The organism is Pseudomonas syringae (assembly GCF_000737245.1).
GTDB lineage: Bacteria > Pseudomonadota > Gammaproteobacteria > Pseudomonadales > Pseudomonadaceae > Aquipseudomonas > Aquipseudomonas syringae_J.
This window is the reverse complement of record NZ_JPQU01000044.1, coordinates 26835-40584: the sequence shown is the minus strand read 5'-3', so window position 1 is coordinate 40584 and position 13750 is coordinate 26835. Positions and strand designations below refer to the sequence as shown.

General features: G+C 58.9%; 11 protein-coding genes. 4 read left to right on the top strand and 7 right to left on the bottom strand.

Features of this window, described 5'->3' with window-relative positions; all coding sequences use genetic code 11:
- Positions 1-3: 3 nt before the first annotated feature.
- The gene (locus tag IV01_RS09775; RefSeq protein WP_032629530.1) at positions 4-936 is read right to left on the bottom strand and encodes a LysR substrate-binding domain-containing protein; all 933 of its coding nucleotides are present in this window, start codon (positions 934-936) and stop codon (positions 4-6) included.
- A gap of 192 nt (positions 937-1128) precedes the next feature.
- Here IV01_RS09775 and IV01_RS09780 point away from each other — a divergent pair, with 192 nt between their 5' ends.
- A complete protein-coding gene (locus tag IV01_RS09780; protein ID WP_032629528.1) occupies positions 1129-1929 on the top strand; it encodes a glucose 1-dehydrogenase in 801 nt (266 codons plus the stop codon).
- Positions 1922-3748: a glycoside hydrolase family 15 protein gene (locus IV01_RS09785; RefSeq protein WP_032629525.1), complete on the top strand. Its 1827-nt coding sequence runs from the start codon at positions 1922-1924 to the stop codon at positions 3746-3748. Before IV01_RS09780 ends, IV01_RS09785 begins: the two co-directional genes overlap by 8 nt.
- 249 nt (positions 3749-3997) lie before the next feature.
- Here IV01_RS09785 and IV01_RS09790 read toward each other — a convergent pair whose 3' ends face one another.
- The 5 genes from IV01_RS09790 to IV01_RS09805 are packed head-to-tail and all read right to left on the bottom strand — an operon-like array spanning position 3998 to position 9994.
- On the bottom strand, positions 3998-5431 hold the full coding sequence (locus IV01_RS09790) for a hypothetical protein (protein ID WP_032629523.1): 1434 nt from the start codon (positions 5429-5431) through the stop codon (positions 3998-4000).
- Between the two features lie 30 nt (positions 5432-5461).
- Positions 5462-6451, bottom strand: coding sequence for a lysylphosphatidylglycerol synthase transmembrane domain-containing protein (locus IV01_RS0125230; protein ID WP_032629521.1), 990 nt, complete (start codon positions 6449-6451; stop codon positions 5462-5464).
- Positions 6448-7188 (bottom strand): SDR family oxidoreductase, encoded by a 741-nt coding sequence (locus IV01_RS09795; protein WP_032629519.1) that lies wholly within the window; start codon positions 7186-7188, stop codon positions 6448-6450. The genes IV01_RS0125230 and IV01_RS09795 overlap by 4 nt, the downstream gene beginning before the upstream one ends.
- Entirely contained in the window at positions 7185-8501 is a 1317-nt protein-coding gene (locus tag IV01_RS09800; RefSeq protein WP_032629517.1) for an FAD-binding oxidoreductase, read from the bottom strand. Before IV01_RS09800 ends, IV01_RS09795 begins: the two co-directional genes overlap by 4 nt.
- Positions 8498-9994 (bottom strand): UbiA family prenyltransferase, encoded by a 1497-nt coding sequence (locus tag IV01_RS09805; protein ID WP_080290335.1) that lies wholly within the window; start codon positions 9992-9994, stop codon positions 8498-8500. Before IV01_RS09805 ends, IV01_RS09800 begins: the two co-directional genes overlap by 4 nt.
- Positions 9995-10316: 322 nt before the next feature.
- Between IV01_RS09805 and norR the strand changes: the two genes are divergently transcribed.
- Together norR and IV01_RS09815 are read left to right on the top strand one after the other, a co-directional pair.
- Complete coding sequence (gene norR / locus IV01_RS09810; RefSeq protein ID WP_032629514.1) at positions 10317-11870, top strand: nitric oxide reductase transcriptional regulator NorR; 1554 nt, start codon at positions 10317-10319, stop codon at positions 11868-11870.
- A gap of 157 nt (positions 11871-12027) precedes the next feature.
- Positions 12028-12252: a DUF6555 family protein gene (locus IV01_RS09815; RefSeq protein ID WP_032629513.1), complete on the top strand. Its 225-nt coding sequence runs from the start codon at positions 12028-12030 to the stop codon at positions 12250-12252.
- A 60-nt stretch (positions 12253-12312) separates the two neighbouring features.
- Here IV01_RS09815 and IV01_RS09820 read toward each other — a convergent pair whose 3' ends face one another.
- Positions 12313-13737, bottom strand: a complete 1425-nt coding sequence (locus IV01_RS09820) for an MFS transporter (protein ID WP_032629511.1) — start codon at positions 13735-13737, stop codon at positions 12313-12315.
- Positions 13738-13750: the final 13 nt, after the last annotated feature.

The following is a 13750-nucleotide window of genomic DNA, read 5'->3' as shown; positions in this document are numbered from 1 at the left end:
GCGTCATTCTTCGACAATATGGGAGGCCGGGCTTCGGTCTCCCATAAACTCCTCCAGCCGCTTACGCAGCCAGCGCTCTGCCGGATCTGTGTCCATCACACTTAGCCAGACCATCGACAGCTCAAGATTGGGTGTGATGAATGGCAACTCTTCGCCAAACAACAGCCCCGTACTGGCCATCGCCTCGGTCAAGTGATCCGGTAGATTGCAAAGCAGATCCGTGCCCGCCATCAACGCAGGCAGCGTGCTGTATTGAGGGACCGAGAGCACGGCATGGCGCTTGCGGCCAATGGCATCAAGCCATTCATCCGCAAAGCTGCTGATGTTGGCCACATGAGAAACCACCACATGGGGCCGCGTGCAGTATTCATCCAGGGTCATGGGTGTGGCTGAATGGTCCGCTCGCACCACCATGGGTTTGACCGAGCGCAGCAGCTTGCGCTTGGCATTGGCGGGCAACTCCCGGGTCAGGCACACGCCAACGGTGATATCACCGGACATCAGCAATTCCGAGACATTCCAGAAATTCACCTGCTTGATCACGATGACCACCCCAGGGGCTTCTTTGCGAATAGCCCGCAGCAGGGGCGGCAACAGGCTGTACTCCACGTCATCGGACAGACCGATGCGGAAGGTCATGTCGCTGCTGGCCGGGTCGAACTCGCGGGTCAAACTCAAGGCGACTGACATGGCGTCCAGGGCAGGGGACAGGTGATGGATGATCTCCTGCGCCCTGGCGGTAGGCTCCATGCGATGGCCGACCCGGATGAACAACGGATCATTGAATAGCGCCCGCAACCGATTGAGCGCGGCGCTGATGGTCGGTTGGCCGAGAAACAGCTTTTCGGCGGCACGGGTGACGTTGCGCTCCTGCATCAAGGTTTCGAAGACCACCATCAGATTGATGTCAGCCTTGCGCAATTCGTTTCGGTTCATTGGGGTAGCGGTCCGCGGGGGGGCTTTAGCTCGGTGTGGGCACGCTACCAGCCCCAAGCGGCAAGCTGCAAGCTACAAGCCACCCGCGCAGCGCACTTGCAGCTTGCTGCTTGAAGCTTGCAGCTGCTTGTACTTGAACTTCATCCAAGCCCCATCGGTCAGTTTTACATGCTGATCAAGAGGCTCGAATCCATGCATATTTCGTTGGAACAACAAGTCGCACTGATCACAGGGGCCAGTTCCGGGCTGGGGGCAGGCGCTGCCAAGGGGTTGGCAGCGGCAGGCGCGGCGGTGGTGATCAATTTCAACTCGCAACCCGAACCTGCTGAAAAGCTGGCTGCAGAAATCATCGCCGCAGGCGGCAAGGCTATCGCCGTCCAGGCAGACGTCTCGAAGGAAGAGGACGTTGAACGGCTGTTCAGCAAAACCGTGGAACAATTTGGTCGTCTGGATATTCTGGTGGCCAACTCCGGGCTGCAGAAGGACGCGTCAATCACTGACATGAGCCTGGCGGACTGGAACAAAGTCATCGATGTGAACCTGACCGGCCAATTCCTCTGTGCCCGGGCGGCGCTGCGTCAGTTCATTCGCCAGGGTATGCGCCCGGTGGTTTCCCGGGCCATGGGGAAAATCATCCACATGAGCTCTGTGCATCAATTGATTCCCTGGGCCGGGCACGCCAACTATGCCGCCTCCAAGGGCGGTGTGGACCTGTTGATGCGCAGCATCGCCCAAGAAGTCGGCGAGCAGCGTATCCGGGTCAACAGCATTGCACCGGGCGCCATCCGCACGGCGATCAACGAAGACGCGATGGCCGGTGATCAAGAAGACAAATTGCTCAAGCTGATTCCTTACGGCCGGGTTGGTGAGGCTGAAGATGTCGCCAATGCGGTGGTGTGGCTGGCCTCTGACCTGTCTGATTATGTTCATGGCACGACGTTGTTTATCGATGGCGGCATGAGCCTGTACCCGGGGTTTCGAGACAATGGCTGATTTCCCGGAAGAAGCGCAAAACCCCATCGAGAACCACGGCATTATCGGCGACATGCGCAGCGCTGCTCTGGTGGCCGACACCGGCAGCATTGATTTTTGCTGCTGGCCGGATTTCGACAGCCCATCGATATTCAGTGCCTTGCTGGACACCAACAAGGCAGGCATTTTTCAGCTCGCTCCCGACCTGCCCAAAGCCCGGCGTCAGCAGATCTATCTGCCGGACACCAACGTATTGCAGACGCGCTGGATCGATGAAGACGCGGTGGTCGAGGTCACCGACCTGATGCCGGTAGGCGACAACGTTGACGATTTACCCCGTTTGGTGCGCCGTGTCGATGTGCGCTACGGCAGTGCGACGATTCGCATGCGGTGCCGGGTTCGACTGGATTACAGTCGCGCCCAAATGAGCGTGCGCATGCAGGGTGAGGACGTGTGTTTCGAGGCTTCCGGTCAACCCGGTATGCGACTTTCGGCCACTTCGCCCTTGACGATCGTTGAGCAGACGGCGGTTGCAGAAGTCACGCTGAAACAAGGTGAGACCCTGGAAATCATCCTGGGCGGTATCAATGACCCCCAAGTCAAGGCAGGCCAATGTCAACGCTATTTCATCGACACCCTGGCGTACTGGCGACGCTGGAGCAAGCAGTCGGAATACCGTGGACGCTGGCAGGAAATGGTCAATCGCTCGGCGCTGACCCTCAAGCTGCTGACCTCCCGCAAACATGGTGGAATCGTCGCTGCCGCCACCTTTGGCTTGCCGGAAACCCCCGGCGGCGAGCGCAATTGGGATTACCGCTACAGTTGGGTCCGCGATGCGTCGTTCACGGTCTACGCCTTCATGCGCCTGGGTTATACCGACGAAGCCAATGGTTTCATGCGCTGGGTGCGCGGACGCCTGGGTGATTGCTGCGAAGAGTCCAGCAAGCTGGGCATCCTCTACAGCCTCGACGGTCGTGAAGAGTTGCCGGAAGAACACCTCGAGCATTTTGCCGGCTACGGCGGAGCGCTGCCGGTACGCATCGGTAACGAGGCGTACAAACAGACGCAGCTGGATATCTACGGTGAATTGCTGGATGCGGTGTACCTGGCCAACAAATACGGTGAAGCCATCTCTTACGAGGGTTGGCAGCACGCCACTCAGCAAGTGGATTACGTGTGCAAGCACTGGCGTGAAAAAGATGTAGGCATCTGGGAAATGCGCGGCGGCGATCAGCACTTTCTGCATTCCCGGCTGATGTGCTGGGTGGCACTGGACCGCGCTTTGCGCCTGGCCTTCAAACGTTCACTGCCAGCCCCGTTCGACCGCTGGGACAAAGAGCGTCAGGCGATTCACGACGACATCTGGAAGAACTTCTGGAACGCCGACCTCGGCCACTTCGTCCAGCACAAGGGCAGTCGCAACCTCGATGCGTCGATGCTGCTGATGCCTCTGGTTCGCTTCGTGGGTGCCAGTGATCCACGCTGGCTGGCAACCCTGGACGCCATTGAGTCCACCCTCGTTCGGGATGGCATGGTGTTCCGCTATCGCAACGACGACGACCATGATGATGGTTTGGCAGGTGAAGAGGGCGCGTTCACGGCCTGTTCATTCTGGTACGTCGAATGCCTGGCTCGGGCGGGTCGAGTGGAACAGGCGCATCTGGAGTTCGAACAACTTCTGCGTTACGCCAATCCGTTGGGCTTGTACGCCGAAGAGTTCGACAGCCACGGCCACCACCTGGGCAATACGCCCCAGGCGCTGAGCCATCTGGCCCTGATCAGCGCGGCGAGCTTTCTGGATCGCAAGCTTGATGGTGAAAAAACGTTGTGGCAGCCGTAGTTGCGGTTGATGAGATCCGGTAGGAGCGAACTTGTTCGCGAGGCGATATCCCTGACAACACCGGCCCAACGCCTCGCCAACAAGTTGGCTCTTGCTATCACGTGTACCTGTTGGAGCCAGGCTTGCCCGCGAATCACTTGACGCGGTCAGCTAGACAGACCGCGTTATGGTTTTTCGCGGGCAAGCCTCGCTCCAACAGAGACTGCAGCTAAATATTGAGTCGCCTTGAATCAGGCCCGACCTCAAACCTCACTTCCCGTGCAATGCATACCCCACCGCCGACCCCTTCAATACAAACCTTTCACCAATCATCGCGCAGTAGCTGGTGCGGGCAAGGTAAGCGCCGGGGCCGTTGAGATAGACCTGAATATCGGCGACTTCTTCACACATTTTCAGGGTGCGGTTTTCCAGTCGGCCGCTGGCCTGGGCCGAGCGCAGGGCGCCCATGGGGGTCCAGTCGGCGATGATCAGTGCGCCTTGAGGAGCGGTCTGTTCATACATCTGCACAAACTGCCGGGCAGAGTGGTCAGGCAAGTACGGGGCCATGAAGTAATGAATGTCATCGCGAAACGGCAGCGCTTCGGTGTGTACCGGCAGTTTGATAAACCCCGAGGCGTACAGCCAATACACCAGAACGATAGTTACCGGCGCACTGAGCACCGAGAGGTTCATCACGGTTTTTCCGGCGGGCGTCATCGGCAGCAGCTTCTGCAGTTTCATCACTCCGATGACGCTCAGCAAAGCGACGCCAGGCAGGAAAAAGGTGAAACGGTCGGTGACGTTATAAGACGCCGCGAACACGAAGTTCAGCAATGCGGCGCACCACAGCAGGCGCAAGCGATTGTCTTTGGGGAAAAGCAAAAGGCCAATCAGCTGCGGGCCGATCAACGACAGCAGCAAGATGAACACCGAATTCTTCTCGTGCCACATATCGTCGAAGCGAAACAGGCTGCCTTCCCAGCCTGGCTGGGCCACCTTCGCCGAGGTGCCGGTCAGGTAACGATGAAAGATTTCGATGAGGTTCATGCCGGACTGCAAATCATGGGCAATCGCCGGAAAAGCCACCGAAAAACCCACCGCGAAACCAGGCAGGGTAATGAGGATGCTCAGTCTGTACTGATACAGCAGCTGCAAATAGAGCGGCAGCAGCACCACAAAAGTCAGTTGGTGAACCGCCGCGCCCATGCCGGTCAAGACCCCAATAACGAACAGTCGGCTCAGCACGCCCATGCGCGAGCGCTGATTGAGGTGCACCTGATAAGCCGCCAGCACGAACAGCGAGTGGAAGATGTACACCTCGGCCTTGGTCGAGACCCAGAACACCCCGTGAGCCAGAATCGTCGCCGTGGCAGCGAGTAATGCCTGACGTCGACTGGCTCCCACACTGAGCGCCAGGGAATAAATGATCCACGCCATCGGTATGAGCAGGATCGAGTTGAGCAGGCTCAGGATGTAAGGGCCGAACAGGTTGAAGACGAAGGTGTTGAAGAACTGATACAGCGGATGGTCCAGAGGACCGAGGGACTCGCTGAAGTAGCGGCCCTCGGACGCGTCGGCGAGAAATACGCCATTGTCCATCCACTGGATGGGACCGCTGGAAGCGATAAAGCTGGCGACGATCGCCGCGCAAAGCAGGAACCACGCAATTCTGATTGAAGATTGACTGCCACTTCCCTGAACCATCCGAAGACTCCCTTGCTTGTTAATCCAATGCTATTGATCCAGCGCAGATCGCTCGACAGGATGTTGATCCACGGCGTTGCCGGACTTCAGTTGCAGCAACATGACGGCGCCAATCGCCACAGCGAACCATAAGGTGGCCAGACGAATCAGCACGGTTGCTGCGATAGCGTCGGCGCTGGACATGCCTTTCCAGACCAGCAGTCCGACCATGACCGCTTCGGCTCCGCCAAGCCCGCCAGGCATGAAGCTGATTGCACCGGCGAGCATCGCCAGGGCGTAGACAAACACCGCGAATGTCAGCTCGATATCGGCGCCCATCCAGTTGAGGATCCAGTGGAACGCCAGCGCTTCGGCGCTCCAGGCCACGACGCTGAGCGAGGTCACACCGATCAGCAGGCTCAGGCGATGGCATTGTTGTGCGGCCAGCAGCACTTCAAACAGATGGCGGGTCAGGCTGATGACCTTGCCGCCGGTGGCTGGTATAGCACCGGCAAGTGCCGCCAGCAGACGCTGCTGGGACAGCACCAGCAAACCGATGCCCACCAGGCTCAGGCCTACCAGAATCATCGGGCGTGACTCCGGATACAGCGACAGACCGAACAAGGTCAGCAGCACCACGGCAAGCAGGTCCGACAGCCGTTCACTGAAAAACGCCGCAAAACTCTGCGGATAGGGGACGCCCCAGCGTTTGAGCAGCACACCACGCAGCGCCTCGCCAGCCTTGCCTGGGGTGGTTGTCAGGGCGAATCCGGCCAGATAAATCTTCAGGCTGGGCTGCCACGGAACGGCATGGCCGAGGGTCCGCAGGTAAACCTGCCAGCGCACAAAGCGCAGGCCGTAATTGGCGGCCGACATGCCCAGCGCAATAGTGATGCCGAGCAAGCCCACTTCACCCACTGCTTTGCTCACCGCTGCCCAGCCACCCCACAGGGAAAAACCCAGGTAACCCAAGGCTGAAAACACAACCGAAAGCACCACCGCCCGGTAACGCCATCCGGAGAGAAAGACGGCTTCATTCATAGGTTCAGCCTCTTGAATACCGGTTGAGGTATCGAGCGAATGATCAGCATGATCAGCGCCCAGAACCCCGGCGTGTACAGCGTCGGCGATTTGCGGGCGATACCGGTGACGATGCGCTCGGCCACCTGTTGCGGTTGCGCCAGCAAGGCTGCTGGCAGCGCCAGACCCTTGGTCATGGGCGTATCGACAAAGCCCGGTTTGATGGTCAAGACATGCACCCCGACCTTGAACAGACGGGCCTGCAAGCCCTCGCTGAACGTCGAGACAGCGGCCTTGGCCGCGCCATACAGATAGTTCGAAGGCCGACCGCGATCACCCGCGACCGAAGAAATGACCGCCAGGCTGCCCCAGCGCTGGGTCTCGAACTGCTGAGCCAGCAGGGTCAGCAAGGCAATGACCGAGGTGCCATTGGTGGCGAACTCCTGCATGGCGACGCTGACGTCGCGCTCACAGAGTTTCTGGTCGGGCAGGGTGCCGTGGGCGATCAGCGCGACGTCGATCTGTCCGAGCGCCAACAGGCAGTTTTGCAGCATGGCGGGGTGGGCGGACAGGTCGGTGGCGTCCATCTCATGCACGGTGATGGTCTTGGCGCCTCGGGCCTTGAGGTCGGCGGCGGTCTGTTCGAGCTTGTCGGCGCTGCGCGCAACCAGGAAAAAATCGCTGCCCTCGCTGGCCCACAGGCGAGCACAGGCGGTGGCAATCGCTGACGTAGCACCGATGATCAACACTCTTTTCATAAAGTCACTCGTTTCCAGAAGCGGGACATCAGGGAGGGATCGCGCAACGCTTCCAGGCGCTCCCAGGCCGGATAGGCCTGACGGAAATCGCTGCCGCTCATGTGGGCATCCTTGGCTGGATAGAGCCGGCCGCCTGCTGCCCGGACAATCGCATCCAGGCGCGGGAACAAACCGTTGATCAGCTCGCTGTTGTGGGGAAAGTCCAGCGCCAGGGAGGTGCCCGGCATGGGGAACGACAACAACCCGGGCGAGGCAATATCGCCACAGCGCTTGAGCACCGCCAGAAACGAACCCTGACCGGAATCGGCAATGGCGCTCAGCAGTTCAGCCATGGCGACTTCGGCGTTGGCCTCGGGCATCACACACTGATATTGCTGGAAGCCTTTGCGGCCATAGATGCGGTTCCAGTGCAGGATGCGATCCAGCGGGTAAAAGAAAGGCGTGTAGGCACTGCGTTTTGCGCTGCGCTGTTTTGGGTGGGCATTCCAGTACAGGGAATTGAAGCTGCGCAGCGACAGGTTATTGATCAGCGAGATGGGCGGGGTAAGCGGCATTTTCATCGAGCTGCCATGCTCGACTTCAAGCGAGCCATAGCGCGCGTGGTCGCCGACGATAAAAACCCCGCGACCGCTGTTGGCGCCTTTGGCCAGGCAGTCGATCCAGGCCACGCTGTACTCATGCTGATGGTCCAGTTCCGCCGAGAGGCTGAAGAATTCACCCAGGTTGGCAAAACGCACCACGGTGCTGTCGATCTGGCTGGCGCGTATCGGCATCAGTTGCAGATCGGCCCAGTTAATCACCCCGGTCAGACCCAGTCCGCCAATACTGGCGGCGAACAGCCGGGTGTTTTCCGAGGGCGAGCAGATCTGCGCTTTCTCCCCATGACGCAGCAGGCCGAAGCGCAGCACGTGATTGCCGAAGGTGCCGCGCAGGTGATGATTCTTGCCGTGGACATCGTTGGCGATGGCGCCGCCAACGGTGGCGAACTGGGTACCCGGGGTCACTGGCAGAAACCAGCCGTGAGGGATCGCCGCGGCAAGTATTTCCGCGAGCGTGACCCCGGCTTCAACCCGCACCGTGCCACTTTTCCAGTCCGCACGGATGAAGTGATCCAGGCCGCGCATCTCGATGACCTGGTCGCTGGCTGCCAGGCAGCTGTCGCCATAGCTGCGGCCGCTGCCGTAAGGAAGGCTGGTCTGATGTTGTTTGATCACCGTATCCAGGTGCTCGGTCAGACCATCGATCCAGGCGCAGGCGTGACCGCTTTGCGGTTTCTGCGGGTAGCGTCCCCAGGAATACAGAGCGTCCGTCATGCTGCGATCCAGAACACCAGTGCGAACAGAACCCCGACGGCCTGGCTGGTGCGGTCGCGTATGGCGAACACCACGGGGTCGTCGTTCATCAGGCCGCGATGAGTCAGCATCCATACCCGTGTGATCCAGAACAGCAGCAGGGGACACGCCAGCCAGATCACGTGGGGATGGCCGTAGAGCGCAACCGTGGTGCCTTCGTGGATGTACAACGCCAGAACCATGACCGCCAGATGCCCGGACGAGGCACCGAGCGAAGCGATCATGTCCAGATCGCCGGGGTAATAGCCTCGTCCGCGAGTCTTGGCCTGCAGGTCTTTGGCTCGTGCTTCACGCAGTTCCGCGTAGCGCTTGACCAACGCCAGACTGAGAAACATGAACATCGAAAAGGCCAGAATCCAGAACGTCAGCGGCAGGTTGAATGCGGCCGCCCCGGCGAGGATTCGTGTGGTATAGAGCATCGCCAGGACGATCACATCGGTGACCATCTGCCGCTTGAGGTTCAACGAATAGGCAAGGGTCAGCAGGTAGTAAGCCGCCAATACGCCGCAGAACTGCCAGGGCAAGAGCAGCGCGGCGCCACTGAACGCGGCAATCAGCAGCAACGGGACGATCACCAGACCGGCTTTGATCGACAGCTTGCCGCAGGCGAAAGGGCGTTTGCATTTGGTTGAATGGTGGCGGTCGTCGGCCAGGTCCAGCAAGTCGTTGAGTACGTAGACACTGGAGGCGCACAGGCCAAAAAACAGGAAGGCCAGCACTCCATTGAAGAGTTGCTGCGGCTGGCTCAGCTGGTGGGCGGCCAGCAGGGGTACGAAAATCAGCGCATTCTTCATCCACTGGTGCATGCGCAACGCTTTGCGCCAGTCGCGCAGGCTCGAAGCATTGGAGCGGATGACCTGCTCGACATTGCCCAGCGCCCTGGCCCGGTTTTCAACGCCGGGTTCCGGGTTGACGACGATGGCGTGCCGCGCTGCACCCCAGATCGCCAGGTCATCCCGGGAATTGCCCAAATAGTCGAAACCGCCTTCGCCGAAGTGCTCCACCAACAGATCGCGTTTTTTGTGGGAGGACAGATTGCGCTCGGCGTTGGACGCCACCACCAGGTCAAACAGCTGAAGATGTTCTGCGATCCGGACCGCGAGGCTGTCATGGCTGGCCGTGGCGAGCACGATCACGCGTCCGGTGGCCCGCTGTGCCTCGATCAAGGCGATGACTTCGGGATCGTAAGGCAATACGGCTACATCAATATGCGTATTTAACGCCAGACCTTCTTTGAGTGCCGCCTTGCCTTTCAATAACCATCCGAACAGTTTGAAAACTTGCATTGGATGGCTGCGAATAAATGTCATCGCTGTTTCCATCAATAGGTCCGAACGCAGTAAGGTGCCATCCAGATCGACAACTAACGGGTGGCTGGTTTCTGGAGTGATGACCTCCAGAGTGTCAGTTTCTAAAGGACTAGTTACTGGAACTCTTCCCTGAATTCTCGCCATGTCAATGCACTCCTGCCAGGATTGAGCGCACTATGAAACGGAAAAACAGATTCGCCACTTCAATAAAATTAAACAGCTGCGCCCATATCGTCAGGACGCTGACGTCAGAAACCTTCCGTGCGCTGCAGGCCTTGTCAGGCAAGGGGTTGTATCGCCGGAGTTACATCATCTCAGGGTTGATACGGTGTTGATGATTCATGGGCTGACGACGGACTTTTCCCTGTGTTTATAACGTCGGAGCCCGATGCGGCAGCCTCAACGCTGTCTTTAAACGCCCCAAGAGTCATAATGACCGCGTTTCGATCACTGGAATGCAGTCGTAATGACCAACCCCCTGTTGCTGGCGCTGATACCTCTGGTTGCGGATCTGAGCCGTGAACTGCCCGACGATGAGCGCTATCGACGTCTGTTGCGGGCGTTGCGGCAGTTGTTGCCCTGCGATGCGGTGGCGCTGCTCAAACTCGAAGGTGACGTGCTGATCCCGTTATGTGTCGAAGGGCTGAGCCCCGATACCTTGGGCCGACGCTTCCGGGTTGACGAGCATCCACGGTTGAGAATACTGCTGGAGAGTGCTGGCCCAACGCGGTTTTCCACGGATTGCGAGCTGCCAGATCCCTATGATGGGCTGGTGGAAGGCCACCATGGCCAGCTTGAAGTTCACGATTGCCTTGGCTGCGCCTTGTCCTTTCAGGGCAAACCCTGGGGCCTGATTACTTTGGATTCTCTGGAGCCGGCGAGCTTTGGCACAGTGGATCTGGAAAACCTTGAGGCGTTTGCCAGCCTGGCAGCCGCCACCGTCATGGCCAGCGAACGGATCAACCAACTGGCCCGCGGTTTCGAGGATCAGCGGCAACTCGCTGAAGTCTACAAACGTGCCGCGGGCGGGCGTGGGCCTCGTGAAATGATCGGCCAGAGTGCCATTCACAAACGTCTGCAGCAGGAAATCCAGTTGGTGGGCAACAGCCCGCTGTCCGTGTTGATCACCGGTGAAACCGGGGTCGGCAAAGAACTGGTCGCCGAAGCCATCCACTTCAATTCGCCGCGGTCGCATAAACCCCTGATCAGTCTCAATTGCGCCGCGCTGCCGGAGATGCTGGTAGAGAGCGAGCTGTTCGGGCATGTGAAAGGCGCGTTTTCCGGCGCGGTGAGCGGCCGCAGTGGCAAGTTCGAACTGGCAGACGGCGGCACTATTTTCCTTGATGAAGTGGGTGAGTTGCCGCTGCCGGTGCAAGCGAAACTACTGCGGGTGCTGCAAAGCGGTCAGTTGCAACGGGTGGGTTCAGATCAGGAGCATCAGGTGGACGTGCGGATCATCGCCGCCACCAATCGTGACCTGGCCGAAGAAGTCCGTTGTGGGCGTTTCCGTGCCGACCTCTACCACCGCTTGAGCGTGTACCCATTGCGCGTGCCACCCCTGCGCGAGAGGGGTCGGGATGTCCTGTTGCTGGCCGGTTACTTCCTTGAAGAGAACCGCGCGCGCATGGGCTTGCGCAGTTTGCGGCTGACCAGTGAGGCACAGAAGCTGTTGCTGGGTTATGAATGGCCCGGCAATGTTCGGGAGCTGGAGCATCTCATCAGTCGTGGCGTGCTCAAGGCCCTGTCGATGCATCCCGAACGGCCGCGGATCCTGACCATCGAAGCGCACATGCTCGGGCTCGAAGCCCGGACTGCTGCTGTCGCGCCGGTGGCTGTCGAGGGAGCAGCAATGGCTGTCAGTACTGGACTAACGCTCAAGGCCTCAGTCGACGCCTATCAGAAAATCCTCATCGAACAGGCGCTCCTGAAACATCAAGGCAAATGGATTGAGGTGGCTCGGGAGATGGGTCTGGATCGCGCTAATCTGAGTCGGCTCGCCAAACGTTTGGGCATTCGTTAAGCATGTTTTTGAAGTGTAGTTCAGCCGTTTGAGTGGCTCGTGAGGTGTGTCGCAGAGCCGCGCGCAACTTGTCGCATGCCAAAAAAAAAGACTGAATTTTTCCAGAAGGCAGCAGGTCATCTATTGCACTAAGCAATCAATGGAGCCGTTGCCTGAAATGTCACAGTACAAACATTACCGAATCGATTATTTGTTAAACGGCGCGTTCAAATCCTTTTATATCAGTGCTGAGCACATGGATAACACTGAGGCTTGGCATCATGCGAGTGTGGATGCCGGGATAGCGCGGATTCCCAAATATCGACTGGAAAAAGTCCCTCGGGTCTCGAAACCCTACGCAGAGCATTTCGGGATCACCAACGTCGAGTGGATACAGAGTTGATCAACCATGCCGGCTCGCTGATGACGCGAGCCGGCAATCACAGTAGGTACCTTTGATCCTTCAACGGTGCGCGATATTTTCCAGCGCCAGGTTACGCGTGCGTGGCCCGAAGCGGCCGATGGTGATCATCACGATCAACATGCTGCTGACGATAAAGGCCAACACACCCGGCGTACCGAAGTGTTCCAGAAAGAAGCCGATCAGCAGGCTGCTGAAGACCGTGGACAACCGGCTGAACGAATAGCAGAAACCCACCGCCCGTGCGCGAATGTTGGTCGGGAACAGCTCGCCCTGATAAGAGTGATAACTGAAGCTCAGCCACGCATTACAGAACGTGATCATGACCCCGCAGAACACCAGGCCGACTGCTGACGACTGGAACGCGAACAGCGTGCCGAAAATCATCGAGCCCAATGCCGAGCCGACAATCTGCCACTTGTTTTCGAAACGGTTGGCGAATTTCACGAACAACAGTGGGCCCAGCGGATAGGCGAGGGTGATGATGAACGCGTAACCCAGGCTGTGGGTGACGCTGACCCCTTGACCAGACAACAGCGCTGGCAGCCAGTTACCAAAGCCGAAGAAACCGATGGCTTGGAAAATATGGAACACGATGAGCATCAAGGCCCGGCGACGATAAGGCGGCTGCCAGATGTCGGCGAAACGACCTTTGCCTGAAACCGCGACCACTTCCGGCTCCGGAGCATCCAGCGCCTTGCCGTGATCACGCACGCAGCGTGCCTCGATGTCATCCATGATGCGTTCGGCTTCGGCGAAGCGGCCGTGCTGCGCCAGCCAGCGCGGTGATTCGGGCAACCGCGAGCGCAACCACCAGATGAACAAGGCAAACACGGCACTGGCCAATACCACCCAGCGCCAGCCGGAATAACCGAACGGATCCTGAGGCACCAGCCACCAGGACATCAACGCTACTGCCGGTACCGACAGAAACTGAATGAAAAACGCGAATGCGAACGCTGAGCTGCGCATACGCTTGGGGACCAGTTCAGCGAGATAAGCGTCGATGGTTACCAACTCGATACCCAGTCCGATACCCACCAGAAAGCGCATGCAGATAATGCCCAGTGCATCGCTTTGAATCCCCATCAACACGGTAGCAAAGGTGTACCAGATCAGCGCAAAGGTGAAGATTGCCCGACGACCGAAACGGTCGGCGATGGGGCTAAGCAAGCTGGCGCCGAGGAACAGTCCCAGAAAGGTCGCTGAAGCAAAGGCCGCCTGGTCGGAGAAACCAAACACCCCTTGAGCACCGGTGGCGAAAATGCCGTCGCGCAACAGGCCTGGACTGATGTAGGCGGTCTGAAACAAGTCATACAGCTCGAAAAACCCACCAATGGACAGCAGCGCCACAAGTTTCCAGACCGTCGCGACGGCCGGCAGACGATCAATCCGCGCCGAAATCTGCGCAGCGCGGACCGGATCAATGCCGTCCGTTGCAAGGCGGGTGGTTTGGGAAGAAGACATACGCGAGGTTCCG